This window comes from Winogradskyella bathintestinalis (genome assembly GCF_030407435.1).
Taxonomy (GTDB): domain Bacteria; phylum Bacteroidota; class Bacteroidia; order Flavobacteriales; family Flavobacteriaceae; genus Winogradskyella; species Winogradskyella bathintestinalis.
This window is the reverse complement of record NZ_JASDDK010000002.1, coordinates 1,016,507-1,042,040: the sequence shown is the minus strand read 5'-3', so window position 1 is coordinate 1,042,040 and position 25,534 is coordinate 1,016,507. Positions and strand designations below refer to the sequence as shown.

Here is a 25,534-nt window from a genome sequence, read left to right as displayed (position 1 = left end):
TACCTGAACTTACGATTTAAGAACTGACCCAGTTCAAACTATTTTTTTGCCTTCTAAACGGCTAAAAAAAATCTTTTGAACGTCTAAATAGTAACCAAAAAGAGTCAACCTATTTCAGTATAATACAGAGAAGCGCTTATTCATGGTTTTGATAAGCATCCGAATCACCACATAATTTTATCTGGAAGCATTCCTCCTAACCCAGCACAATTACTTACTAATGGTCGTTTCACGAAGCTCATTGAAGAAGCTAAAGAAAAATATGATTATATTGTTATAGATACGGCCCCTACGATTTTAGTGACCGATACGATGTTAATTTCTCAATTGGCAGATGCCACGATTTACTTAGCACGTGCCAATTATACAGAGAAGAATCTTCTGCAATTCTCAAAAGATTTATCGGAAACGGGTAAATTAAAAAATATGGCTTACGTCGTTAATAGTGTAGGAGCGAGTAAATCTTACGGATATGGCTATAACTACGGTTATAATTATGGATATGGTAGTAAAGAATGATCTCTAAAAAAATGGCTCTGATATAAATAGAGTAGGTTATCATGCTTTTATTAATCATGGTTATTAGTGAATTAAAAATTGCAAAAAATCTTAATGTCTAAAGAATTAGACACCTTATCTGTAGGGGATATTGGTGGTTTATTAGCTGGTATTACTAGCATACCTTTTAGCAATTATTTATAAATGCAATTATAAATTTTTGAACTTTTGTTTATTTCTTTAGAAGAATTAACGTACCTAATAGATGTGAAAGGAATAGCTTTAGGTGGGAGCGCAATCTAAAAATTCCGAATGACGTTTATAAATAAAATATAATATCTTCTAGAGAAGGGACGTACTAAAACGCTTTTTAATATTATACTCCGTACATACTCCGTACATACTCCGTACATACTCCGTACATACTCCGTACATACTCCGTACATACTCCGTACATACTCCATACATACTCCGTACATACTCCGTACATACTCCGTACATACTCCGTACATACTCCGTACATACTCCGTACATACTCCGTACATACTCCGTACATACTCCGTACATACTCCGTACATACTCCGTACATACTCCGTACATACTCCGTACATACTCCGTACATACTCCGTACATACTCCGTAGATAGTGTGTAGAGGTATGAATCTAATAAATAATTATAGAAAAATATGCCGTATTAAATTCCAATGCAGTTTACTTTTTGCGCAGCATAAGAAGTGTAGGTATCATAAATTTCAATGCGGTGTAATAGCACTGAGCCTATAGTCCATCCGTATAGATAACGTCTATGTTAAGAATTGGCTAATGCTTTTAAAGTTTTAATAGTTGCAATTGGAGCATCACTTTTAAACACGTGACTTCCAGCAACAAAAGTATCGGCACCGGCTTCTACCAATTTTTGAATATTTTGGTCCGTAACACCACCATCAACTTCAATCCGAGTATCTAAACCTTGATCATCTATCATTTGACGCAGGTTTTTTATACGTTTATAAGTAATAGCTTCGAACTTTTGGCCGCCGAATCCAGGATTAATTGACATGAGCAATATCATATAACATTCAGGTAGAATATCTTGTAAAACCGTAAGCGGAGTCGTAATATTAAGTACGATACCAGCCTTACACCCAGCATCTTTTATCTGACGTAAAGTACGATGTAGATGAACCGTAGATTCATAATGAACAGTGATAATATCAGCACCAACTTTTGCAAATTCCTCAATGTAACGCTCAGGTTTTTCAATCATTAAGTGAACGTCTAAAGGTTTAGTAGCATGTTTTTTAATGGCTGCAATTACGGGCATTCCATAAGATATATTTGGTACAAAATGGCCGTCCATAACATCGATATGAAACCAATCGGCATCACTATTATTTACCATCTCGGTATCACGTTGAAGGTTGCCAAAATCGGCAGCAAGCATAGAAGGTGCAATTAATTTTGAAGACATAATTAAAGGTGCTTTTTAAGTTTAGACAAAAGTAATTAATTTGTAAGGAATTACACGAGGTTTTGATGGTGAAAGCGTTTTGATTTGATAATCCAGATAAAGCAGAGACGAGATAAAAATAAAAGAAATCGAAGAGGTGAAATAAATTATAAATACATTGTGAAATCAAATCAAGAACTAGATTATATAGGAAATAAGTGAACCCACGGTAATCAGCCGTGGGTTCTTTCATCAATCAAAAAACGAACAGTTATGTTTGTAACTGTTGTTGTCGTTATTAGGTGAGTCGAATAGGTTGCGAAATACTTACAAAGGTAGGAGTAAATGCGTCAAATTCAAATTAACCTAAATAGGTCTTTAATATTTTGCTTCTAGATGTATGTTTTAAGCGTCTAATGGCTTTTTCTTTAATTTGTCTTACACGCTCTCGTGTTAAATCGAAAGTTTCACCAATCTCTTCGAGTGTCATGGGATGTTGACTTGCTAAACCGAAATATAAACGAATAACGTCGGCTTCTCGAGGTGTTAACGTTTCTAAGGCACGTTCAATTTCGGTACGTAACGACTCATGCAATAAATCGCGATCAGGGTTTGGAGATTCCCCACTGCGTAAAACATCATATAAGTTAGAATCTTCACCTTCCACTAAAGGAGCATCCATACTTACGTGACGACCAGAATTTTTTAGCGATTCTTTAACATCGTTAATCGTCATGTCTAACTCCTTTGCAATTTCTTCAGCAGAAGGTGGACGCTCATGACTTTGCTCTAAAAAGGCAAATGTCTTATTAATTTTGTTAATGGAACCAATTTTATTAAGTGGTAAACGTACAATTCGAGATTGTTCCGCTAAGGCTTGTAATATGGATTGTCTAATCCACCAGACAGCATAAGAAATAAATTTAAAACCACGCGTTTCATCAAAACGCTGTGCCGCTTTAATTAAACCTAAATTACCTTCGTTAATTAAATCTGGTAACGTTAACCCTTGGTTTTGATATTGCTTAGCCACAGATACCACAAAACGCAAGTTAGCCTTAGTTAATTTTTCTAAAGCCAATTGGTCCCCAGCTTTAATACGTTGAGCTAATTCTACCTCCTCGTCTGCGGTAATAAGATCTACCTTACCAATTTCTTGTAAATACTTGTCTAACGACGCAGTTTCCCTATTGGTAACCTGCTTGGTAATTTTAAGTTGTCTCATTTCAATTTTAAGATTTGTGCAATAAACAACATCATGTTGCTTTTATTATACGTAGCAGAGCAACTAAATGTTACACAATAATAATAAAATTTTTAAATCTTTAGCAGTTTAACCGTATCGAGATTAATATCATCAATCGTTTCATTACTAAATTTGTAGTGTCCTCGCTTTGTAATTAACCTAAAACGATACGATTTTATCTGACTAAGTGTATTTAAAAACAGCCACTTAGATTTAAGTAGTCTTGGTTTTTGTGACTTTAAACTCAAGTCGAAAATATGTTTTCTACCCTCTTTTTCGGCTACAATATCTGGAGTCACATCAATATCACTACCTTTTTTATGATAGGATTTTGGGGTTTCATAACCTTCAATGTCAGCCTTAATGTTGGAGTATCCTAAATTTTCGAGATAGGTAATGGACTCATTTAACTCTTCTGCGTACTTCTCTTTGTCTTGTGTTATCATAACCTATAGTATAGCGAATTTTATTGAGATATCCAAATAATTATGGGTAAGAATCGAAATTCCAATTGGTTGAGACCTTGGTTGTCTAGTTGTTAACTATACACGCACCTGTCCATCACCATAAATATAGTATTTGTTAGTAACTAATTGTTTCAATCCTAAAGGACCCCGATGATGTAATTTATCCGTACTAATGGCTAATTCTGCACCGACTCCCATTTGTCCTCCATCCGTAAAACGGGTAGAGGCATTATGATATACCGCCGCGCTGTCTACATTGTGCATAAATTGAAGGGCTTCCTCATTATTTTCGGTAATTATTGCAGCTGAATGCTTACCAGAATACTCATTAATCGTCTCAATGGCGTCGTCCAAAGAATCAACTTCAGCAATAAGTAATTTTAAGGCTAAGAATTCTTCATACCAAATAGCTTGATCAGCCACAGTTTCGTGTTGTGATAAAATGTCAGACACCTTATCATCGACAAGGATTTCAACGTTATGCTTTTCTAGTTTTTCCTGAAGCATTTTTACTTTCGTTTCGTACTCAGGAAGATTTTTATTGATTAAAACCTTATCTAAAGCGTTACAACCTGAAATCTTATCTGTTTTGGCATTGATAATAACATTAACGGCCTTACTCCAATCAGCCTGTTCTGAGACGTATAGGAAATTATTACCGCGGCCACTTACAAGTACTGCGCATGTCGCGTGCGTTTTTACAAAATGAATTAAACGTTCACCTCCACGTGGCACAATTAAATCTAAAGGTTCGGTAGGGTTTTTTAAGAACTCCTGAGTTTCTTCACGCTTTAAGTGTAACAGCTTAATCCAATCTTTGGATAATCCGTTTTCCTCTAAAGCGTCGTGCCAGCATTGCTCTAAAATGAGATTACTGTTTAAAGCTTCTTTCCCTCCTTTTAATAATATCTTATTATTCGCTTTAAAGGCTAAGACGGCAGCTTCAATGGTAACATCTGGACGCGATTCATAAATGATAAGAATAGTACCAAATGGCGCCGTAGTGTTCACGATGTTTAAACCATTTTTCAAGGTGCGGTTCGATATTTCTTGTCCTACAGGATCGTCTTGATGCATCACGGCTTCAACCGCTGCAATCATTTCATTTACCTTTTTATCATTTACAATTAAGCGATCATATAACGCCTGATCTTCTTTTTCAAAAGCCTCTAAGTCCTTTTTATTTGCGTCGATAATAGCCTGTCTTTCGCGATCTAAAATCGTGATCATTGATTTTAAGACCTTGTTTTTGATGTCTGTATGTAATAATTTCATGGTTCTGTTTTTTTAAATTTGAAGTGTATTAGGCACTAATAAATTTCGTACCTACTTCTTTATTATTAATAATATCTATGATGACATTTTCACGTTTTCCGTTGGCAATGTAGGTGGGAATGTTTTTATTCGCCGTGCCTTTAGCAATCTTTAATTTTGAGGCCATACCACCACGACCTTCGCCTTCTTTTTTATTTGAAGCTTGTACATATTGTTCTACATTTTGATTGGTTTTAACTTCAAAAAGCATTTTAGAATCAACATCATCAGGGTGACCTGTGTAGAGGCCGTCCGTATCAGAAAGTATGATCAATCGGTCTGCATCCACGAGTTCGGCAACCAAACTTGCTAACTCATCATTATCTGAAAACATAGACATCGATAATGATACCGCATCGTCTTCATTGGCAATAGGGATGACTCCTTCCGATAATAAACCTTCATAACAATTAATCATGTTCTGTCGATGTTTCCCAGTATCGAAATCGCGTTTTGTAGCTAAAATTTGAGCACATCGCATCCCATAATCATGGAAAATACTATAATAGTGGCGCATCATCCGTGGCTGTCCCACTGCGGAATACACCTGCCTTCTTATAGATTTATCTGCTATGTCTGTATCTCCAAGAACTTCCATGCCGGCAATTGCGGAACCTGATGATACTAATACCACCATTATTTCTTCCTCATACAGTACAGAAATTTGACGTACTAATTCCCTGAGGACCGGTCCTAAAATTCTATTGTCTTTATTTGTTAATACGTTGGTGCCTACTTTTACGACCACACGTTTAATATTTTTATTCATTTAGTTGTTTTTCAATCTTCAATAATATATGATATTGAAGATTTTAATTAAATAATTGTAAAGGGTGCTTTTCCTTAATAATGGTGTCAATACAGCAGTATGTTTACATAAGGCATTGACAAAATAGTATGGCCTTATAGCTTAGTCTTCTTTGCCTAATTCTACCGCACGATCGAATGCCGCATACGCCGCATCTTGAATCAATTGTTTTACATTATTATCTTCCATAGAATCTATAGCGGCTTGGGTTGTACCTCCTTTTGAAGCCACTTTATCTATCCACGATTTTGGGGAGATATTATTTTGGTTAAACAGTTCTATGGCTCCCTCAAATGTGCTGCTGACTAAAACTTTAGAATCATAATCAGAAAAGCCCATTTTTAGAGCTGCCTCTAACATGGATTGCATGAAGTAAAATACATAAGCTGGCCCACTACCAGAAATGCCAGTAGAGGCATCTATAAATTTTTCGGTATTGACGTGAATAGAGGTTCCTGTAGTGTCTAATAAATTTCGGACCATAATTAATTCTACTTTTGATACGGCATCAGACTCAGTATAAGAAGTCACACCTTTACCCACTTGAGCTGGTAAATTTGGCATCGTTCTAATCACTTTTTTTACGTTTAATTTTTCTTGTATGGTATCAATAGTAACGCCAGCCATTAAGGAAACAAAAATCTGACTATCATTTATTAGCGGTTGCATCTTTTCAAATAAATTCTCAATATGATAAGGTTTCACGGCAATAAAAACGATATCAGCCTTAGGTAAGCAGTCATCTAAATTTTCGAAGACATTAAATCTTCCATCCTTATTAAGACTTTCAATTTTTTTTGGATCGGTATCATAAATTCTTAGTTTATGCTTACTGAGCAATGGTGATTCTGCCATGCCTTCAGAATAGGTTAAGCCCATATTACCGGCTCCAATTACTAATACTCTCATGTGATTTATATTATTTTTTAATTGTCGTATGTCGACTGTTCTTAAACTTTTATTATGTGATTTATATTAATTTGACAAAACATGTAAAGCATCATTGACGAGCTTCACAAGTATAAAACATCATCGTCATTACATTACTAGAAACATTGTGATGATGTCGCATTATGTCACCTCAATTACCACAAGGACTATACGGAAGTGCCAAAATAAACAGTGGATTTTGAGAATTATGGTATTGTGAAATTATTATGCTAATCGTTATGAAACTGAAAGAATAAGCGTAGGTAATGTAAGAAAATGAAAATATGTAAAAATGAGAAAAGTGGATAAACTGACAGCCTGTCGGTGACATATTGAGTATTTAAACAAAAAAAACCTATCAAATTTACATCTGATAGGTTTATGATTCAATTAATAAGTGTAACTTCTCCTAATGGATTTTTCTAGCCTCGTGTTAACCAGCCTCTTCTGCTAGCCGTTGCAATGGCATATGGTGTAATCCAAAATAAGGCAAAAGTATATAAGATACTATAAGAGTAGGCCCAGATACCTTCTGTAGTTTTATATTGGCTTGCAAAAAATAACACAGAAAAGGTAGATATAATTAATATACTAACTAGTGTAGAACCTAGAAATAATAGGGGATGTATTAAAACGAAAAACAACATAGAAATTAATAAAGGATAACTCATTACTATTTTTAAGAATTGACTAATGAATAATAATCGCGTACCTGTTTTTCCTTTACTTCTAAAGTTAGTAAATACATATTTACCCATTTCAAGATTCTCTCTAACATTACTTCGTCCCCAACGAATAAACATTTTATATAAACCTAAATATTGTTCTGGTACATTAGTATACGCTACGGCGTTTTTCTGAAACAATACGTGTTTACCTTGTTTTAATATCATATTAGTCATAGCTCTATCTTCACCAATATCTGATGCTTTTCCCATAAAAGTTTGGTTAATCCATTCTGGTAAACACGCATGGACAGCCGTACTTCTGTAAGCAGCTAATGCCCCAGGGGTACATAACACAGAATTTAGGTTACTTTCTGCAGAACGTACAAATTCAAAACTTAATACGAAGCTTACATCTAACATTTTAGGAAGTATTTCCTTTTTGTTATTTAAAACCCTGATATTTCCGGCCACCGCGCCACAGTTTTCATCTTTAATAAAAGGACTTACTAAATTTCTGAGTGTATCTTCGGTAACAATAGAATCACTATCGACAGTGATATAAATATCTCCAGTTCCTAAATTAAAACCACGATACAGGGCATGTCGCTTTCCTTGATTTTTTGGTTGTTGGTAAATTTCTAAACGATCACCTAATTTGTCTTTGGCATCTAGCATCCAATCCCACGTATCATCTTTACTTCCATCATCAATAGAAATCACCTGAATTTTATGGTCTGGATAATTACTGTTATCCAAACTCATCAGTGTATCCCATACTTGTTTACCTTCGTTATAAGCAGGAACGATGACCGTAACGGTCGGTAACTCTGCATCTGAAACTGAGGCGACAGGCTTATATCTATAATAATTATACGCTTTATATATAAAAAATGCGGCTTTAAACGCCAGTAAACTTGACGCCACACCAACAAATAGATAGCCTAAAGTGCTACTTTTTTTGAAAGCACTAAATTGTTCTAAATCATTGAAAAAGACTGAGAAAAAATAGATACCCATTAATAATAGCAAAAATGAACTAAGTAATACAACTTTATTGTAAGGACTTTCAGTTATAGATTTACCCTTTAGAAATAGACTAAAATGGGTTGATAATTTTTTTGTATGCTTCTTAGAGTTTGACAAGAAGTTTTTTGAGGAAGTTGTTTTTGATGCCATATATCTTATTTAATAGATTGATTAACTAAAACAGATGTACGTTGATCATTAGATTTTAGATTTTTTTTAATTTTTATTTAACATTGTAAGAATTAGCTTAAATCTATTCACGTTCTAATTTTTAATGTAGTATATAATTTGATTATGAAAGCTTTAGCTTTAAATTTTGGGATACAAAATACTCTAAACTAAAAATATTGATTTAGGGTGTTATAATTGAAATGGAATTAAAAAGTGATTTTATATCTAATTGCTCAATCATAATCAGTATTAAAAATAATAGTCCTATTAGTTTGCTTGAAATCTATTAACTTTTCGTGGGAATAAAGTTGCCCATTAGCATCCATATCATATTTTTCAAGAAATATACCATTAGGTAAATTCCTCTCTTTTTTCCAATAGTGATAAGCGGTTACATTGCTGAAAATAGGTTGGTGAAATGAAGTTCCATTTTTAATGATGACATATTGGGCGCCCAGTTTTTTTCTTTTGATTTTTCGTGATTTAAAAAGTTCTAACTCATACTTGCAATGAACGTCTCCATTGATTATAGTATCTGATACTTTATTAAAGCCATGACTTTTTATTTGATTTCTGGAACGAATTGAGGCATAAATTTTATGTTTACTTTGAATGTTGAGAATTTTGGCAGTATGCAAATCAGATTTTAAGAAGGTGGCATTAGAATAGATGCCGTTTCGATCTGTAAAAACCAATCTGTAATGCAAACTGTCTTCTTCCGTTATTACAGCTTGATAATTGTTTTGCTTTGAGTTGGTTAAATAATATTTTGATATGGTCGTATCTATTTGTCTGTATTGGCGATCTTTTATTTTTATTAAATCCTTATAAAATATATGTTCGGTCTCTATAAAATAATCAAATTCATAGTGTTCTTGGGAAAAACAGTAGGTTGAAAGTAATAGAAATGTTACCAGTTTTAGGGTCATCGATTGTATAATTGAGTTATCATCAACGTAAGTTAATTAAATTTAAACTTTCTATAAAGAGCGGATCTTACTAATCTTTTCTCGCTAAGGCAGAAATACTGAATTCCAAAACACAAAAAAAGCCCAACATCACTGTCGGGCTTTTCCATATATTTAGATTCAAAAAGAAATTAATCCTCCTTCTTTTCTTCTCTAGGTTTTCTGTCGTCTCTGCGATTATTACGTCCACGATTATCACGCCCACGATTATCTCTTCCTTTGTTGTCTCTAACGCGATTATTATCTCGAGGTGGTCTTTCTTTAAAACCTTCTGGTTTTGGTAACAACGCTTTTCGGGAAACTTTCTCTTTACGTGTTCTAGAATCAATGCCAAAGTACTTCACATCAAAAACATCTCCCATGTTTACCACATCAGATACATTTTCTGTACGTTCCCAAGCTAATTCACTGACATGTAATAACACTTCATTACCTGGAGCGTCCATATATTCTACCACAGCACCAAAATCTAGCATCTTAATGACTTTTACTTCGTAAGCGCTACCAACTTCTGGTTTAAACATTAACGCGTCGATTTTAGCCTCAACAGCATTAATACCGGTTTTTCCAACACCTAAAATTTCAACAATACCTTCTTCTGTAACAGGGTCTTCATTGATAACGATAGTGGTATCAGTTTCTTTTTGTAATTCTTGAATCACTTTACCACCTGGGCCAATTAAAGCACCAATGAATTCGTTTGGAATACGTCTGGTGATCATAGTTGGTGCATGCTCTTTAACTTCGGCATTAGGTTGTGCAATGGTATCAGTCAATTTCTCTAAAATGTGTAAACGACCTTCACGAGCTTGATTTAAAGCATTCACTAGAATTTCGTAAGATAAACCTTTGACTTTAATATCCATTTGGCAGGCGGTAATACCATCTGCAGTTCCGGTTACTTTAAAATCCATATCTCCTAAATGATCTTCATCTCCTAAAATATCAGATAGTACAGCATATTTTCCAGAGTCTCCATCAGAAATTAATCCCATAGCAATCCCAGAAACTGGTTTTTTCATTTGTACACCAGCATCCATCATGGCCATAGTTCCTGCACAAACAGTAGCCATTGACGAGGATCCGTTACTTTCTAAAACTTCAGAAACCACACGTACAGTGTAAGGGCAATCGTCTGGTACCATACCTTTTAATGCACGCTGTGCTAAGTTACCATGACCAACTTCTCTACGAGAGGTTCCACGGATTGGTCTTGCTTCACCAGTACAAAACGGTGGGAAGTTATAGTGTAAATAGAAACGCTCTTCTCCTTCTTGAGATGGCATATCTATTTGGTTAGCATCTCTAGAGGTACCTAAAGTCACCGTTGCTAGTGCTTGCGTTTCTCCACGTGTAAATACAGAAGATCCGTGTGTTGATGGTAAGTAATCTACCTCACACCAAATTGGTCTAATTTCAGTAGTTTTTCTACCATCTAAACGTAAACCTTCATTTAAGGTTAAATCTCTAATGGCTGCTTTTTCAGCTTTACGGTAATAGTCAGAAACTAAGCCACCATAATCTGCTAATTCGTCTTCAGAAAAAGTAGCTTTAATATCTTCTTTTATTTGTTGAAAAGCGGCGCTTCTCTCGTGCTTTGCAGAACCTGCTTTAGCAATAGCATACACTTTATCGTAAGCCATATCATGCACTTTTTTCTCTAAATCTGCGTCAGCACGTTCAGGTTCGTATTCACGTACAGCTTTTTTTCCAAAAGCTTCTGCTAATTTTACCTGAGCAGCACATTGCACTTTAATATGCTCGTGTGCAAACTTAATAGCGTCTGCCATTTCTTCTTCAGAAATTTCGTCCATTTCACCTTCAACCATCATTACAGAATCTGCAGATGCTCCAATCATCATATCGATGTCAGACGCTTCTAACTGTGCAAAAGTTGGGTTAATGATAAATTCTCCATTAATACGTCCAACTCTGGCTTCAGAGATTGCACATTCAAACGGGAAATCTGATAACTGGATAGCTGCCGAAGCTGCTAAACCTGCCATGGCATCTGGCATAACTTCTGGGTCGTGAGACATTAATTGTATCATAACCTGAGTTTCCGCATGGTAATCTTTTGGGAATAATGGACGTAATACGCGATCCACTAAACGCATTGTTAAAACTTCTCCATCACTTGGTCTTGCTTCTCGTTTAAAGAAACCTCCAGGATAACGACCTGCAGCTGCAAATTTTTCTCTGTAATCTACCGTTAATGGTAAGAAGTTGACATCTTTTTGTTCGTAATTGGAAACAACTGTACATAATAACATACATTTTCCAGATTGTACAACAACGCTTCCGTGCGCTTGTTTTGCTAATTTTCCGGTCTCGATAGAAATTTCTCTACCATCACCAAGGTCAATGACCTCTCTAAAAACTTTTGGAATCATATTTTTTTAATTCTTATACCAACATGCCGTGCACATCAGTACTGTTAAACAATGGTCGTTGTGTTGTTGTGTGTAGTTGTTGTATGACTTATTGAGTCGTGACCAATGAAAAACTATATTTAGCTTCTTCAATTTTGGGTGTTATACTCGTCCAAAAAACCGAGTTGTATATATCAAAAAACCACGCTGTTAGGCGTGGTCTTATGTTGAGATTATTTTCTTAATCCTAATTCTTTCACTATTGCACGATATCTTAAGACATCTTTCTTAGTTAAATAGTCTAATAAAGAACGACGCTTACCAACTAACTTTACTAACGAGCGCTCTGTGTTATAATCTTTACGATTATTTTTTAAGTGCTCAGTAAGGTGATTAATTCTTGCTGTAAATAAGGCAATTTGTCCTTCAGCAGAACCGGTATCTTTTGCGTTTTTACCGTGTTTTTTAAAAAGTTTCTCTTTTTCTTTTTGATCTAAATACATGCTAATATTATTGTAAATGATTTTTATGTACACGAAAGCCTTTCTTTCGAGCGGCAAATATACTATTTTTTTGTGATTTGATTTTTTTTTTGTAACTTTTTGAAGTTAAATATAACTGTAACCAGTATTTACCACGTTTTTCACCCTGACTAAATAATAGCTTTCAATAGATATATCCTTATAACTCTAACGAAATGAAAGTGTCAAACCATCTGCGAAATTTCTCTAACGCTTACGACGTTTTAGAACGTACTTTTAACAATACGTACAATGGCATAGCTATTGTAAATTTAGATGGAAATTGGTTGAAGGTCAACGAAAGTGTTTGTGATGTTTTTGGCTATACAAGATGGGAACTTTTTAATATGGATATTGACAATATTGTCTATGTTGAAGATTTGGGAGTGCATGAGCAAAAATTTGAAAAACTCATTAACGGTGAAATTGATAAGTACCGTGTAAAGCAACGGTATTTCCATAAAGATGGGTCAATTATTTGGATGGTAATCTCTGTGTCTTTGGTTTATTTTAAAGAAGGCAGACCACACATGATTTGGCAATTTAATGATATTACTAAGAGACAAAAAAGCCAAGATAAATTAAACCTTATGCATAGAGTGGCTAAGGAGCAAAATGAAAGGTTAACGTCGTTTGCCAATATAGTGACCCATAATCTTAGAACGCATTCAGGTAATCTTGTAGCCATCACTGAATTTTTGGAAGACGATTTTTCTGAGTTACACGACAATGATTACTTTATACTACTAAAAAAAGCACTCCAAAATTTACAAGTTACAGTATCTCATCTAACAGAAGTAGCTAAAATTAAAGAAATTGATGACGCTAAGATGCAAGCACTTAATCTTTTTGATTATACGGAAAAAGCAACTTATAACATCATTGCCATAGCACAAAATGCACAAGCCGTAATATACAATCAAATTGATGAAGATATTTGCGTTAAAGGTGTGCCAGCATATCTAGATAGCATTATTTTGAATTTTCTTACCAATGCTATAAAATATAAATCAGATAAACGAACACCCATTATTGAGTTAAGTTCTCAAATTAAAGGGGATTTCGTGGTTCTAAAAATAAAAGATAATGGCTTGGGAATAGATTTGGACAAGTTTGGAGATACCATATTTCATATGTATAAAACATTTCATAATAATAAAGACGCCATTGGGATTGGATTATTTATTACTAAAAATCAAATAGAATCCTTAGGCGGCAAGATTGAAGTGGAAAGTGAAGTTGATGTCGGCACCGAATTCTCGGTCTATTTTAAGAAGGTTGAATGTTAGTTTTTACGCTTATTATTGAAGTGACCTATTATGCTAACATAATATGTGATAGAGTTAAAATTTATAATTAGGTATAATTATTTTTGTATACAAAACAGACATTGCCATATGCCAAAACATATTGAACGTTTTAAAACAAAACTTTTTCAGAATATATTTAACCATGCTAATGGAGGCATTGCCATTGTAAGTACAGAAGGAAAATGGATAAAAATTAATAAAAGTATCGTTAATTTTTTGGGCTATGAGGAGGATGAACTGTATGAAATGAATTTTCAGGACATAACGCATCGTGATGATTTGGAGATAGATTTAAAATATATGCACCAATTAATGCGTGGTGAAATAAATAATTACCAAATTGAAAAACGGTATTTTCACAAAAAAGGCTTTGTGGTATGGGCACTATTATCGGTGTCGCTTTTTAAAGATGAACAGGGTAAACCAAAGTATTTTATAGCCCAAATTACCGATATATCTGATCAAAAATCAGCGTCATATCAAATGGAAGGCTTAATGAGCGTTGTTAAAGAACAGAATGAAAAATTAAAAGATTTCGCGCATATCGCTACGCACGATATACGTACACACGTTGGCAATCTCAGTTCAATTATAGAATTTCTAGAAGAGGATTTGGAAGAAACGTTAACGGCAAATGAAAACTTTACAATGTTAAAGGATTCTTTAAGAAATCTTACAGAAACGATTGAGCATCTTAATTTAATTAGAATAAATAAATCGCGAAATGTGAATAGATTAAGAACATTATCGCTTTATCAATATGTTGAAAATTCTATATATAATGTTAGTGCTCTACTAAAAAAAGAGAACGGACAGATAATAAATAAAATAGATAAGAATCTTCAAATTAAAGGTATTGAAGCTTATCTGGATAGTATTATCCTCAATTTTCTCACGAATGCATTAAAATATAAATCCGAAAAACGATTACCTGTCATAGAACTCACCAATGTTATTGACGATGATAGTGTTGTGCTAAAAATTAAAGATAACGGTTTGGGTATAGATCTCAATTCTAATTCTGAAAAATTATTTACATTAAACGGAACGTTTCATGAACATCAAGATTCGAGAGGAATAGGCCTTTATATTACCAAAAATCATATAGAAAGTATGGGTGGTAAAATAGAAGTTGAAAGCAAAGTAGGCGAAGGGACTTGTTTTTCTATTTACTTTTTAAAGGCGCAAGATGTTAGTTTGAAAGAAGACAATAAAAAAGTGGTCGTTTAGACCACTTTTTTTTATGTTAAGCCCTAATGGGCTGATTTTTTATTAAGTCGATATATAAATTGACTTTATTTTTTAAATCTTTACGATGGGTTATAAAATCCAAAAAGCCATGTTCTAATAAGAATTCAGAAGTTTGAAATCCTTCTGGTAATTCCTTACCTGTAGTATCGCGAACAATTCTTGGTCCAGCAAATCCGATAAGCGCACCAGGCTCTGCGATATTAATATCTCCTAACATAGCAAAGGAAGCTGTTGTACCACCTGTAGTTGGGTCTGTACATAATGAAATATATGGAATACCAGCATCTGCTAATTGCGCTAATTTTACCGATGTTTTGGCTAATTGCATTAACGATAGTGCAGCCTCCATCATACGCGCACCACCCGATTTACTAATAATCATTAAAGGGGTCTTCTTTTTTAAAGCGTAATCTGCGGCTCTTGCAATTTTTTCACCAACAACAGAACCCATGGAGCCGCCAATAAAACTAAAATCCATACAAGCAATAACTAAATCTTCTCCATTAGATTTGCCTACAGCGGTTCTTACCGCATCTTTTAAGTTTGTTTTCGCTTGGGCCGCCTTTAAACGGTCAGGGTATTTTTTAGTGTCTTCAAATTTAAGTGGATCTTTAGACGTTAAATTAGGGTCTAATTCTTTGTATTTATTATCATCAAATAGAATCTGAAAATATTCATTACTACCAATTCTTACGTGATAGCCATCTTCAGGACTTACATAAAAATTCTGCTCTAATTCTTTAGTGTCAATTATTTTTCCTGTAGGCGATTTGTACCATAGCCCTTTGGGAGTATCTTTCTTTTCTTCTGTTGAGGTATGGATACCTTTTTCTTTTCGTTTAAACCAAGCCATATATATTTACGAATTTAACCCGTTGACCGTGTCTCTGGGCAGGTTTATAATTATAGATTTTTAAATCTAAAATCAGATGTTTTTAGTTAATTATAATTTGCAATTGCAAAGGGTACAAACTTACTGTTTTATTAAATATAACTCAAAAAATGCGAAAAATATCTTAAAACACTAATTTAATAAACAAAAGAAAGCCCATTAAAACTTTGATTATAAGCTCTAATGGGTTTCTAAAAGTTGTGCTGAAATTCCTATAACGTATCTACGTTATTTAAATCTTCGAAAGCTTTTTTCAATCGCTCTACAAACGATTCTTCTCCTTTGCGTAACCAAACACGTGGGTCATAATACTTTTTGTTAGGAACATCCTCACCATCTGGATTTCCAATTTGCGATTGTAGGTAGTCCTTTTTATCTTGTACATAATCTCTAACACCACTTAAAAAAGCGTATTGTAAATCGGTATCGATATTCATTTTAATAACCCCGTAGCTTATTCCTTCTCTTATTTCTTCAACTGTAGAACCAGATCCGCCGTGAAAAACAAAATCGATATGGTTGTGCTCAACACCATATTTTTTTGAAATATGGTCTTGCGAATTTTTAAGAATTTTAGGAGTTAATTTTACATTACCAGGCTTATATACACCGTGTACATTTCCAAAAGCTGCAGCAATGGTAAACTGATCGCTAACTTTGCTTAATTCTTCATAAGCATAAGCAACTTCTTCTGGTTGCGTATATAATTTAGAGTCGTCAACATCGGTGTTATCAACACCATCTTCTTCTCCACCTGTAATACCAAGTTCTATCTCTAGTGTCATACCCATTTTGCTCATGCGCTCAAGGTATTTTTTACAGATTTCAATGTTTTCTTCAATTGGTTCTTCAGATAAATCAATCATATGAGAACTATAGAGCGATTTTCCTGTTTCTTTAAAATGCTGTTCACTAGCATCCAATAAACCGTCTATCCAAGGTAATAATTTCTTAGCACAATGATCGGTATGCAAAATAACAGGTACACCATAAGCCTCTGCCATTTGATGCACATGTTTAGCACCTGCAATGGCACCTTGTATAGCAGCTTTTTGCCCATCATTGCTTAGACCTTTTCCGGCATTAAATTGTGCACCACCATTTGAAAATTGAATTATAACAGGTGCGTGTAAATCTCTTGCGGTTTCTAAAACACCATTTATAGTATTTGAACCGATAACATTTACGGCTGGTAAGGCAAAGCCTTTTTCTTTAGCATAATTGAAAATATTCTGAACTTCTTTTCCTGTAGCAACCCCAGGTTTAATATTATGACTCATAACTTGTAAGTTTAAAAATTTAAGTATCAAAAATACGCAATTTTTCAGTATTTATAACCTCTAATCTATGATAAAATACCGAAAACGTTATCGGTAATATTACAATTTTAAGCGGGGTTTGCGTGACAAATTCTAGCGGGTGTTTTAGGGGTAGTAAAACTATTTCTAATGGCTTCCGGCACGGGAATATTTATGTAATATGAAAAATAAAGGTCCTAAGAAACGATTCAAATTATAGAAGATACCTGTGCTTCTCTAAAACACAAGACAAAATAAAACGTAATGAATTCTGAATTTAAAATGGATAGTTGATACCAATATTATATACGGCATTTCTAAAATTATAATCTCTAAACCAACGATTGTCTATGTTTTGTGACGGATCGTATGTTTTAAAACCTACATCAAATCGTAATACAAAGAAATCAAAATCGTAGCGTAAACCAAAGCCAGAGCCTATAGCTATATCTTTAAGCGCGTTAAAATTAGACAAGGTCGCTGCATCGTCTTCAACATTATCTAAAACATTCCAAATGTTGCCAGCATCAGCAAATATGGCTCCATGAAACGCTCCAAATAAACTAAAACGCTGTTCGGCACTTAAATGAAGTTTAAAATTAGCCTCATTAAACTCATTCGTTGTCTTAGAACTGCCTGGCCCTAAATTATAGGCTCTCCAGGCTCTATTATCGTTTGGTCCACCAGCAAAGAAGCTCTCGGCAAATGGAATGCTATTAGAATTTCCGTACGGAATAGCGACACCTGCATAACTACGAAAGGCAAATACATTTTTTCTTCCCAAGTCAATATATTTCACATAGTCGACTTCTGCTTTAATATATTGCGAAAAGGCGACTCCAAATATTTCGTAATCTCCAGAGTCATTTTTAGTTAACCCGATAACGTTAGACAAGTTCGATAATAAATTACCGGCTAGTTCTATTCTCCATTTAAAAACAGAGAAATCATTATCAAAAATACTGTTGCGTTTATCTATTTTATAATCGAAACTTGTGGAAAAAATAAGGTTATTTTCGGTAAGTCGTTCTTTGCGTTCGTCTATATTATTTACGATTAAATAATCATCATCATTAGAGGATAAACTGGTATTGCCAGATAAGACATCGCCAATAAATGAATCGGCTGGCGCATAGCGATTTGTGCCTAATGCATTATCGAATAAAATAGCATCGCTATCTATGTAATTTATATCGCGAGCAATAGCATTTAACCGTGAGAAAGAGTTTTGGTACACCCCAAAATAATTGCTGGTATTTAGATTTTTAACAAAATTAACGTTGAATAATTCTAAAGTATTGGTCACTGTTTTTGAAGGAAACCAATTATAACTAAAAACACCTGAAAGCGATTGTTTATCTAACCCAATATTTTGCTGACTCGTAGCAGAGAGATTAATTGCTGTACTCGGTGACATATATTTCGGAATTATTTTATCCGTATTAAACGGACTGAATAATCTAGGGATGGTTAATCGAATATTGCCTCCAAATTCATTGATATCAAAAAAGGCTGCATCCGGATCGCTTGGACTTTCTGATGCTCCAATTGCTGCAATGCCTGATAATTCTAAGGTTTCCGCACCTCTAAAAATATTTCTAATTTTTAATCCAGTACTAAAAGAAAAACCAATGGTTTGAATATTGCTCGTGTAAACCTCGGGATCAAAACTTAAACCGTATTTCTTTTTAGGTTCCAAAAAAATATTTGCGGTAAGCGTGGTATCTTCAGGATTTTCAACAAAATCGATATTTGGATATCTAAACATTTTTAAATCATTTAGATATCTCGAAGTTCTGCTCTGTGCTAATGCACTAAAGGTGTCGTTTTTGTTTATAAAAATAGCATCCGTCAACGCTTTTGGTCTAAACCTTAATTTTCCCTTACTGTATAAATTAAAATTTCTATAAGTGGTCGTATCTGTAATTGGTTTATTACGGTTGTCAAAATTATCGTCTGTAAAAATATTGACCTCTCTTATTTTAAAAATTTTAAATGGTGTTGTCGTAGTAGAATCGTCACCTCTTATAGTTCTGTTGGCTATAATTACATCCGTATGTACTTTATGGTTGGTGTTAATCGTATCCATTTCAAACCGAATGTAATCTTGTCCAAAATAATAAAAGCCGGCATTACGTAAGTAATTATTTATACGTTCGCGTTCGGTTTCATAATTCTGTTCGTCGTATTGTTCTCCTGTTTTTAATAATGAGTTTTGACTAAATTTAGCATACAGTGAATCTATAGCCGGACTACTTATAATGGGATTAATTGAATCTAAAATATAAGGCGCGTGTTTTTTAACTTTATAATATACTTGGGCCAATTTGTTTGAATCGGTCTCTACATCATAAACTATTTCATTATTAAACCATCCTTTACTATAATAGTATTTTCGGAGATTATTAGCGGTTTTAATGGTTTTATCTTCATCATATATAACTGGCGGTTCACCGGTGCGTTTTAACCAAGCATTGAAATTACGACGCGATTCCATCAACTTATCAAATTGTTTTTTAGATAATAAAGCCGTTTTACGTTTTACTTTAGCAGAATCACTTAACACATTGGCATATAATATAGAATCTATGTTTGGTCTGGCCAGATTATATATATGAAGTTTTAATGGAAAGCCTAGAAACTTACGCATGCCCGAATTGGTCCGTTGCGCAATAATATTGTTGATGCGTTCATCGGTTACTTTCTGGCCATCTTCTAAAATGGTGTTGCTTGTAATGAGATGTTCGTCGGCCTTAACACGTTTTACCACATTACAGGAGCTTAACAGAAAGAAACATACCAAAAACAAGACATAACGGCGCGTCGATTTGCAATTGGCATTGAGAAATAAAGTGACGTGTGACGAATTCAAAAAAAGCGCTCTTATTTAATTATTAATAAGACAAAAATAATACCATTTCCGCTATCGAAATAGAATAGTCTATTTAATTTTAAATTGAGGTATAAAACTGGATTAAGCGAAAATAGGTTTACTTTGTGTTTTTATATGACGTGTAAAGATGAATTCAATAATATCAAAGAATCGAATAAAGTTAATTAAAAGTTTAGGTCAAAAAAAAGGCAGACAACAAAACGGTTTGTTTATAGTTGAAGGCATAAAGGGAATTTCAGAATTTTTAAAATCCGACTATAAATTAAAAAGTCTGTACACAACTGAATTGATTTTTGACGCACCAACAGCTTTAATTCAAGAGATTTCAGAAATTGAATTAAAAAAAATATCAAGTCTCAAAAATCCAAATACAGCTTTAGCCATTTTCTACATCCCAAAACCTAAACCTTATCAATCCAATGGTTTAATAGTGGCTTTAGATGATGTAAGAGATCCAGGAAATTTAGGAACTATAATAAGACTTTGCGACTGGTATGGCATTAAAAGTTTAATTTGTAGTCACAATACTGTAGATTGTTATAATGCAAAAGTGGTACAAGCCACCATGGGCTCGTTAACGCGAGTTAATGTTCAATATTTAGATCTAGAAAGTTATTTAGATAGTTGTGAAAACGATGTTTTCGGCACATTTTTAATGGGAGAGAATGTTTATACATCCGATTTACCTGCACAGGGAATAATCGTATTAGGAAATGAGGCTAACGGTATTTCTGAAGCTATTGAGACAAGGGTGACCAGGAAAGTGACTATTCCTCAATTCGGCGAAATTAAAGAAACAGAAAGTTTGAATGTTGCCAATGCGACAGCAATTTTACTAAGTGAATTTAAGCGTAGAACTATTGAAAGGTAAAATTAATAAATACACCTCTAGTCTGCATTTTTGATATATTGCCTGTCCAAGGACTATTTGGGTTTGCATCTTTAATGATTTCATCATTCATAGCAAATACACCACGAATAGACGGTGTAAATTTAAAATAGAGTAGGTACAAATCGATACCAAAACCAAGTTCGTAGAAGTATGTGTTTTTAGACATCCTAAATTCCCCAGAACTATTATCGTTAGGATTATCTTGATTACTAGAAAGATTTAACGCCGCCGATACACCTCCAACAATAAAAGGCTTAAAATTATTTATGCGCTTTGTGGATACTTTTAATAGTAAAGGGATATGGACATACGTTGATTTAACTTCTCTTAGCAAATCAGAATCGTTATATTCAAAACCTTCAAAATAACTTTCATCATACTGTAAGTTTCTAGTGGTAAAGAACACTCCAGGCTCTAGTCTTAAATTTAGATAATCATTAATACGCATGTCTCCCACAAGACCTAAATGAAACCCAAACGACTTTTCAACTTGGATATCTTTTAAGTCTTCGTTATAATCAAAGTTAAAGTCGTATTGATTAAAGCCAATAAAATATCCCCATGTTAACAACTTTTTGTCAATATTATCAATGGAGTTAGTGACTTTCTCTTTGGTAAAAAGCTGAGCAGAAACGTTTTGAAACGTAAATAAAAATGCTAAAACATATAGTGTTTTCCTCATACTATGATTTGGATGCTGTGTAAATAGTAGCCACCCCTAAAGTTTGTGGCATGTCTCTGACATTAATAAACCCAATTTTTCTCAAAATATTGTTCAAAGCGTCGCCATAAGGAAAAACGGAAGCCGATTCGCTCAAATAATCGTACGCTACTTTATCTTTAGAAAAGAGTTTTCCTATTGTGGGCATAATTAATTTACAATGGATATTGTAGCCGGCTTTATATATTGGGTTTGTCGGTACAGAGGTTTCTAAGATAACAAAAATACCGTTGGGCTTTAGCACTCTTAATATTTCTGCAAGGCCTTTTTCTAGATTTTCAAAATTACGAACACCAAAAGCCACGGTTATGGCATCAAAAGTATGGTCTTCAAATGGCAAATCTTCAGAATCTCCAATAATCATAGAAATAACGCCATCTAATTTTTTGCCTTTAATTTTTTGGCGTCCCACTTCTAGCATACCATCACTAATGTCTAATCCGATAATTTCTTTCGCATTAGTTGAAGTTAAACTTATGGCAAGATCACCCGTGCCAGTGGCAATATCTAAGATGTTTTCTGGATTTTTTTCAGCTACTAATTTTACAACCTTATTTCTCCATTTTACATCAATACCAAAAGAAATCACGCGGTTTAGACCATCGTATTCTTTAGAAATAGTATCGAACATTTTAGTCACCTGAACCTTTTTAGATTGGTTGCTATCTTTATATGGATTTACTTTTTCGGCCATAGAAATTTTTTGGCAAAAATACATGAATTTTTTCATTTGAAAATTTCACGAAGAAATGAAAATAAGACAACCACCCCTATTATGAATTATAAAGTAGAGCTAAATCTATTGAAAATAAAATCTTAAGTTTGCAGAATTAGTAATTGACTAAGTTACTATTCATTAATACTGGAGGGACTTTAAATGCCTTAGGTGTTTAAAGTTAAAACTACTTAAGGCACTCATTAACTAGTAACTTATCCATATATTTGCAGTCTTATTCTAAAGCAAATAATGAAAATAATTATCGCAGGTGCAGGTGAAGTAGGATTTCATTTGGCGAAACTCTTATCATACGAATCTCAAGAAATAACTTTAATAGATACCAAAAAGGATAGTTTAGGATATGCTGGTGAACACTTAGATATTAGAACTATAAAAGGTGATGCAACATCAATAGCGATTCTTAGAGACGCTCGTATAGATACTGCCGCACTTTTTATAGCAGTAACCTCCTCAGAAACTACAAATATTACAGCTTGCGTATTAGCAAAACAGCTCGGGGCGAAACGAACAATTGCGCGAATTTCTAATACTGAGTTTATAGATAATAAGGAAACGGTTGGATTTTCAAAATTTGGTATTGACGAATTAATTTCGCCTGAATCCTTAGCGGCTTCAGAAATTGAATTATTATTAAATCAATATGGATTTAATGACACCTATCAATTTGAAGGTGGAGCTTTAACTATGCTGGGTTTACGTTTATCTAGAACAGCCACATTTGTAGATAAAACTGTAAAGGAGGCTGCAGAAATATATCCTGAGTTACATTTTATCCCGATAGCAATTCAACGTTTAGGTACACAATACACTATAATACCTAGAGGGGATACTATTTTTAAAGAAGGGGATAAAGTGGTTTTTATGACTTCTAAAGGTGGTGATGATGAATTGTTTGAGTTATCCGGAAAAGTTAAAGTACATATCAAGGATATAATGATCCTTGGAGGCAGTAAAATTGGCTATAAAACCGCCAAAGATCTTTGTGCCAGTAAATTTAATGTGAAACTTGTAGAAAGTAAACGTAATACGGCCGAAGATTTAGCCGAAGATTTACCAAATGCATTGGTGATTTGTGGAGATGGTAGAAATGTAGAAATATTAGACGAAGAAAATATTTCGGATATGGATGCTTTTATAGCTGTAACTGGTAATTCTGAAACCAATATTATGTCTTGTCTTTTAGCCAAATCAAAAGGAGTAAAGAAAACAATTGCGCTGGTAGAGAATATGGACTATTACCAATTATCGCAATCCATAGGCATAGATACGTTAATTAATAAAAAATTATTAGCGGCTAATAATATCTTTAGATATATACGAAAAGGAGAGGTTGTCGCCATGACAAAGTTAACCAACATGAATGCCGAACTTTTAGAGTTTGTAGTAAAACCTAATTCTAAAATCACCAATAAAGAAATTAAAGATTTAAAATTTCCGCGTTCAGCTATTTTCGGAGGAGTGATTAGAGATGGTGAGGGATTAATTCCGTTAGGTGACTTTAAAATTGATGCAGGAGATAGGGTTGTGGTTTGTTGTTTACCACGTTCGATCTCGGAAGTTGAAGCATTTTTCTCTTAATAGTTAACAGATCGTATGTCTCGTATAAAACTCAATTATAGAATTATCTTTCATTTTTTTGGACTGCTATTACTGTTCAACGGAGGTTTTATGCTCATTGCGACTTTAATAAGCCTAATCTATAAAGACGGAGTCACATTTCGATTATTCTTAGCCGGATTGGCAACCCTATTAATAGGTGGGATAGCCATGTATAAAACGAAGGACCACCGGAAAGAAATGAACAAACGCGAAGGCTATATTGTGGTCGCTTTTGGTTGGGTGGTAATGTCACTTACTGGAACATTGCCATATATTGCTTCAGGAGCTATTCCGTCGTTTACGGATGCCTTCTTTGAAACCATGTCTGGGTATACTACAACTGGCGCAAGTATTTTGAATGACATCGAAATTATTCCAAAAGGCGTGTTGTTCTGGCGAAGTACAACCCATTGGATTGGTGGAATGGGGATTATTGTATTGGCCATCGCGATTTTACCTTTATTAGGTGTAGGAGGCATGCAATTATTTGCAGCCGAAGCACCTGGTCCTGGAGGCGATAAATTGCATCCAAGAATTACGGATACAGCAAAACGTTTGTGGTTGATTTATGTAGGTTATACCGCTGCAGAGACGATTCTCTTGCAAATTGCAGGCATGTCTTTCTTCGATGCTATTAACCATGCATTGAGTACATTGTCCACTGGAGGGTTTTCTACTAAAAATGCGAGTGTGGCCCATTGGAATGACAATCCCGCCATACAATACATTATCATGTTCTTCATGTTTCTAGCGGGTACTAACTTTGTATTAAGTTATTATTTGTTTAAAGGCAAAGTATCTAAAATATTGATGGACGAAGAGTTTAAATTGTATTTCAAGTTTATTGCTGTGTTTACCATTATTGCTGTCGTTCTAATTTACTTTAGGTCAGACCCGTCGTTGTCTTCAATTGACCATCCTATGGTTTTAGGGGAAGGAGAAAGTGCTCTAAGACATGGATTATTCCAAGTGTTAAGTGTTATTACAACTACTGGTTTTGTAACTGCAGATTATACATTGTGGACCCCATTTTTAACGGTTTTCTTTTTTGGATTGATGTTTTTAGGGGGCTCTGCAGGTAGTACTTCTGGTGGTGTAAAAGTGATGCGACAACTTATTTTAATAAAAAACAGTTTCTTGGAGTTTAAACGTGCCTTGCATCCCAATGCTATTATTCCTGTTCGTTACAACGGAAAATCGGTATCAAAAGATATTGTATTTAATGTTTTAGGATTTTTTATTCTATACATGTTGTCATTTATTGTAGGTGCTTTGGTATTTTCTATGTTTCAAATGGATTTTACATCCGCTATTGGGCTTTCTGCATCAAGTTTAGGAAACGTTGGACCGGCCTTGGGTGATTTTGGACCTGTAAATAATTATGCAGCATTACCTCCATTAGGAAAATGGTGGGCGTCTTTTTTAATGCTTATTGGTCGATTGGAATTGTTTACGGTTCTGATTTTGTTAACACCTTTCTTTTGGAGAAATCGGTAGATT

Annotated in this window: 21 protein-coding genes; 6 read left to right on the top strand and 15 right to left on the bottom strand. The window is 34.2% G+C overall.

Features of this window, described 5'->3' with window-relative positions; translation table 11 throughout:
• Positions 1-312 precede the first annotated feature (312 nt).
• A complete protein-coding gene (locus QMA06_RS09595; RefSeq protein WP_290206623.1) occupies positions 313-519 on the top strand; it encodes a hypothetical protein in 207 nt (68 codons plus the stop codon).
• A 787-nt stretch (positions 520-1,306) separates the two neighbouring features.
• Here QMA06_RS09595 and rpe read toward each other — a convergent pair.
• From rpe to rpsO, 10 genes are all read right to left on the bottom strand, one after another.
• Positions 1,307-1,969, bottom strand: coding sequence for a ribulose-phosphate 3-epimerase (gene rpe / locus QMA06_RS09590; RefSeq protein ID WP_290206622.1), 663 nt, complete (start codon positions 1,967-1,969; stop codon positions 1,307-1,309).
• 340 nt (positions 1,970-2,309) lie between these two features.
• Positions 2,310-3,173, bottom strand: coding sequence for a sigma-70 family RNA polymerase sigma factor (locus tag QMA06_RS09585; RefSeq protein WP_290206621.1), 864 nt, complete (start codon positions 3,171-3,173; stop codon positions 2,310-2,312).
• 92 nt (positions 3,174-3,265) lie between these two features.
• The gene (locus QMA06_RS09580) at positions 3,266-3,640 is read right to left on the bottom strand and encodes a hypothetical protein (protein WP_290206620.1); all 375 of its coding nucleotides are present in this window, start codon (positions 3,638-3,640) and stop codon (positions 3,266-3,268) included.
• Positions 3,641-3,736: 96 nt separating this feature from the next.
• The gene (locus QMA06_RS09575; RefSeq protein WP_290206619.1) at positions 3,737-4,936 is read right to left on the bottom strand and encodes a glutamate-5-semialdehyde dehydrogenase; all 1,200 of its coding nucleotides are present in this window, start codon (positions 4,934-4,936) and stop codon (positions 3,737-3,739) included.
• A gap of 28 nt (positions 4,937-4,964) precedes the next feature.
• Positions 4,965-5,744: a glutamate 5-kinase gene (proB, locus tag QMA06_RS09570; RefSeq protein ID WP_290206618.1), complete on the bottom strand. Its 780-nt coding sequence runs from the start codon at positions 5,742-5,744 to the stop codon at positions 4,965-4,967.
• Positions 5,745-5,885: 141 nt separating this feature from the next.
• Entirely contained in the window at positions 5,886-6,692 is an 807-nt protein-coding gene (gene proC, locus QMA06_RS09565) for a pyrroline-5-carboxylate reductase (RefSeq protein ID WP_290206617.1), read from the bottom strand.
• Positions 6,693-7,135: 443 nt separating this feature from the next.
• Positions 7,136-8,557: a glycosyltransferase gene (locus QMA06_RS09560; RefSeq protein WP_290206616.1), complete on the bottom strand. Its 1,422-nt coding sequence runs from the start codon at positions 8,555-8,557 to the stop codon at positions 7,136-7,138.
• A 254-nt stretch (positions 8,558-8,811) separates the two neighbouring features.
• Positions 8,812-9,507, bottom strand: a complete 696-nt coding sequence (locus tag QMA06_RS09555) for a hypothetical protein (RefSeq protein ID WP_290206615.1) — start codon at positions 9,505-9,507, stop codon at positions 8,812-8,814.
• A gap of 170 nt (positions 9,508-9,677) precedes the next feature.
• A complete protein-coding gene (locus QMA06_RS09550; protein WP_290206614.1) occupies positions 9,678-11,939 on the bottom strand; it encodes a polyribonucleotide nucleotidyltransferase in 2,262 nt (753 codons plus the stop codon).
• A gap of 212 nt (positions 11,940-12,151) precedes the next feature.
• Complete coding sequence (gene rpsO / locus QMA06_RS09545; protein ID WP_290206613.1) at positions 12,152-12,421, bottom strand: 30S ribosomal protein S15; 270 nt, start codon at positions 12,419-12,421, stop codon at positions 12,152-12,154.
• Positions 12,422-12,615: 194 nt separating this feature from the next.
• Between rpsO and QMA06_RS09540 the strand changes: the two genes are divergently transcribed.
• Both QMA06_RS09540 and QMA06_RS09535 read left to right on the top strand, forming a co-directional pair.
• Entirely contained in the window at positions 12,616-13,728 is a 1,113-nt protein-coding gene (locus QMA06_RS09540) for a sensor histidine kinase (RefSeq protein ID WP_290206612.1), read from the top strand.
• Between the two features lie 108 nt (positions 13,729-13,836).
• On the top strand, positions 13,837-14,979 hold the full coding sequence (locus QMA06_RS09535) for a sensor histidine kinase (protein WP_290206611.1): 1,143 nt from the start codon (positions 13,837-13,839) through the stop codon (positions 14,977-14,979).
• 16 nt (positions 14,980-14,995) lie between these two features.
• On the opposite strand, the gene accD is transcribed toward QMA06_RS09535, so the two are convergent.
• From accD to tamL, 3 genes are all read right to left on the bottom strand, one after another.
• On the bottom strand, positions 14,996-15,853 hold the full coding sequence (gene accD / locus QMA06_RS09530) for an acetyl-CoA carboxylase, carboxyltransferase subunit beta (RefSeq protein ID WP_290206610.1): 858 nt from the start codon (positions 15,851-15,853) through the stop codon (positions 14,996-14,998).
• A 251-nt stretch (positions 15,854-16,104) separates the two neighbouring features.
• Positions 16,105-17,172: a class II fructose-bisphosphate aldolase gene (fbaA, locus tag QMA06_RS09525; RefSeq protein WP_290206609.1), complete on the bottom strand. Its 1,068-nt coding sequence runs from the start codon at positions 17,170-17,172 to the stop codon at positions 16,105-16,107.
• Positions 17,173-17,467: 295 nt separating this feature from the next.
• Entirely contained in the window at positions 17,468-19,993 is a 2,526-nt protein-coding gene (tamL, locus tag QMA06_RS09520; protein WP_456119804.1) for a translocation and assembly module lipoprotein TamL, read from the bottom strand.
• Between the two features lie 226 nt (positions 19,994-20,219).
• On the opposite strand from tamL, the gene QMA06_RS09515 reads away from it, so the two are divergent.
• A complete protein-coding gene (locus tag QMA06_RS09515; protein ID WP_290206633.1) occupies positions 20,220-20,954 on the top strand; it encodes a TrmH family RNA methyltransferase in 735 nt (244 codons plus the stop codon).
• Here QMA06_RS09515 and porT read toward each other — a convergent pair.
• Both porT and ubiE read right to left on the bottom strand, forming a co-directional pair.
• Positions 20,941-21,657 carry a type IX secretion/gliding motility protein PorT/SprT gene (porT, locus tag QMA06_RS09510; RefSeq protein WP_290206607.1) on the bottom strand — a complete coding sequence of 239 codons (717 nt, stop codon included), beginning with the start codon at positions 21,655-21,657 and terminating at the stop codon, positions 20,941-20,943. The two genes, QMA06_RS09515 and porT, sit on opposite strands and share 14 nt — an antisense overlap.
• Position 21,658: 1 nt before the next feature.
• Entirely contained in the window at positions 21,659-22,390 is a 732-nt protein-coding gene (gene ubiE / locus QMA06_RS09505) for a bifunctional demethylmenaquinone methyltransferase/2-methoxy-6-polyprenyl-1,4-benzoquinol methylase UbiE (RefSeq protein WP_290206606.1), read from the bottom strand.
• Positions 22,391-22,663: 273 nt separating this feature from the next.
• On the opposite strand from ubiE, the gene trkA reads away from it, so the two are divergent.
• Entirely contained in the window at positions 22,664-24,013 is a 1,350-nt protein-coding gene (gene trkA, locus QMA06_RS09500) for a Trk system potassium transporter TrkA (RefSeq protein WP_290206605.1), read from the top strand.
• 15 nt (positions 24,014-24,028) lie between these two features.
• Complete coding sequence (locus QMA06_RS09495; RefSeq protein WP_290206604.1) at positions 24,029-25,531, top strand: TrkH family potassium uptake protein; 1,503 nt, start codon at positions 24,029-24,031, stop codon at positions 25,529-25,531.
• Positions 25,532-25,534: the final 3 nt, after the last annotated feature.

What these genes read in the sequence shown, in the direction of transcription:
- QMA06_RS09595 (WP_290206623.1), top strand. Translation starts at nt 313, where the DNA reads ATGTTAATTTCTCAATTGGCAGATGCCACGATTTACTTAGCACGTGCC.
- rpe (WP_290206622.1), bottom strand. Translation starts at nt 1,969, where the DNA reads ATGTCTTCAAAATTAATTGCACCTTCTATGCTTGCTGCCGATTTTGGC.
- QMA06_RS09585 (WP_290206621.1), bottom strand. Translation starts at nt 3,173, where the DNA reads ATGAGACAACTTAAAATTACCAAGCAGGTTACCAATAGGGAAACTGCG.
- QMA06_RS09580 (WP_290206620.1), bottom strand. Translation starts at nt 3,640, where the DNA reads ATGATAACACAAGACAAAGAGAAGTACGCAGAAGAGTTAAATGAGTCC.
- QMA06_RS09575 (WP_290206619.1), bottom strand. Translation starts at nt 4,936, where the DNA reads ATGAAATTATTACATACAGACATCAAAAACAAGGTCTTAAAATCAATG.
- proB (WP_290206618.1), bottom strand. Translation starts at nt 5,744, where the DNA reads ATGAATAAAAATATTAAACGTGTGGTCGTAAAAGTAGGCACCAACGTA.
- proC (WP_290206617.1), bottom strand. Translation starts at nt 6,692, where the DNA reads ATGAGAGTATTAGTAATTGGAGCCGGTAATATGGGCTTAACCTATTCT.
- QMA06_RS09560 (WP_290206616.1), bottom strand. Translation starts at nt 8,557, where the DNA reads ATGGCATCAAAAACAACTTCCTCAAAAAACTTCTTGTCAAACTCTAAG.
- QMA06_RS09555 (WP_290206615.1), bottom strand. Translation starts at nt 9,507, where the DNA reads ATGACCCTAAAACTGGTAACATTTCTATTACTTTCAACCTACTGTTTT.
- QMA06_RS09550 (WP_290206614.1), bottom strand. Translation starts at nt 11,939, where the DNA reads ATGATTCCAAAAGTTTTTAGAGAGGTCATTGACCTTGGTGATGGTAGA.
- rpsO (WP_290206613.1), bottom strand. Translation starts at nt 12,421, where the DNA reads ATGTATTTAGATCAAAAAGAAAAAGAGAAACTTTTTAAAAAACACGGT.
- QMA06_RS09540 (WP_290206612.1), top strand. Translation starts at nt 12,616, where the DNA reads ATGAAAGTGTCAAACCATCTGCGAAATTTCTCTAACGCTTACGACGTT.
- QMA06_RS09535 (WP_290206611.1), top strand. Translation starts at nt 13,837, where the DNA reads ATGCCAAAACATATTGAACGTTTTAAAACAAAACTTTTTCAGAATATA.
- accD (WP_290206610.1), bottom strand. Translation starts at nt 15,853, where the DNA reads ATGGCTTGGTTTAAACGAAAAGAAAAAGGTATCCATACCTCAACAGAA.
- fbaA (WP_290206609.1), bottom strand. Translation starts at nt 17,172, where the DNA reads ATGAGTCATAATATTAAACCTGGGGTTGCTACAGGAAAAGAAGTTCAG.
- porT (WP_290206607.1), bottom strand. Translation starts at nt 21,657, where the DNA reads ATGAGGAAAACACTATATGTTTTAGCATTTTTATTTACGTTTCAAAAC.
- ubiE (WP_290206606.1), bottom strand. Translation starts at nt 22,390, where the DNA reads ATGGCCGAAAAAGTAAATCCATATAAAGATAGCAACCAATCTAAAAAG.
- trkA (WP_290206605.1), top strand. Translation starts at nt 22,664, where the DNA reads ATGAAAATAATTATCGCAGGTGCAGGTGAAGTAGGATTTCATTTGGCG.
- QMA06_RS09495 (WP_290206604.1), top strand. Translation starts at nt 24,029, where the DNA reads ATGTCTCGTATAAAACTCAATTATAGAATTATCTTTCATTTTTTTGGA.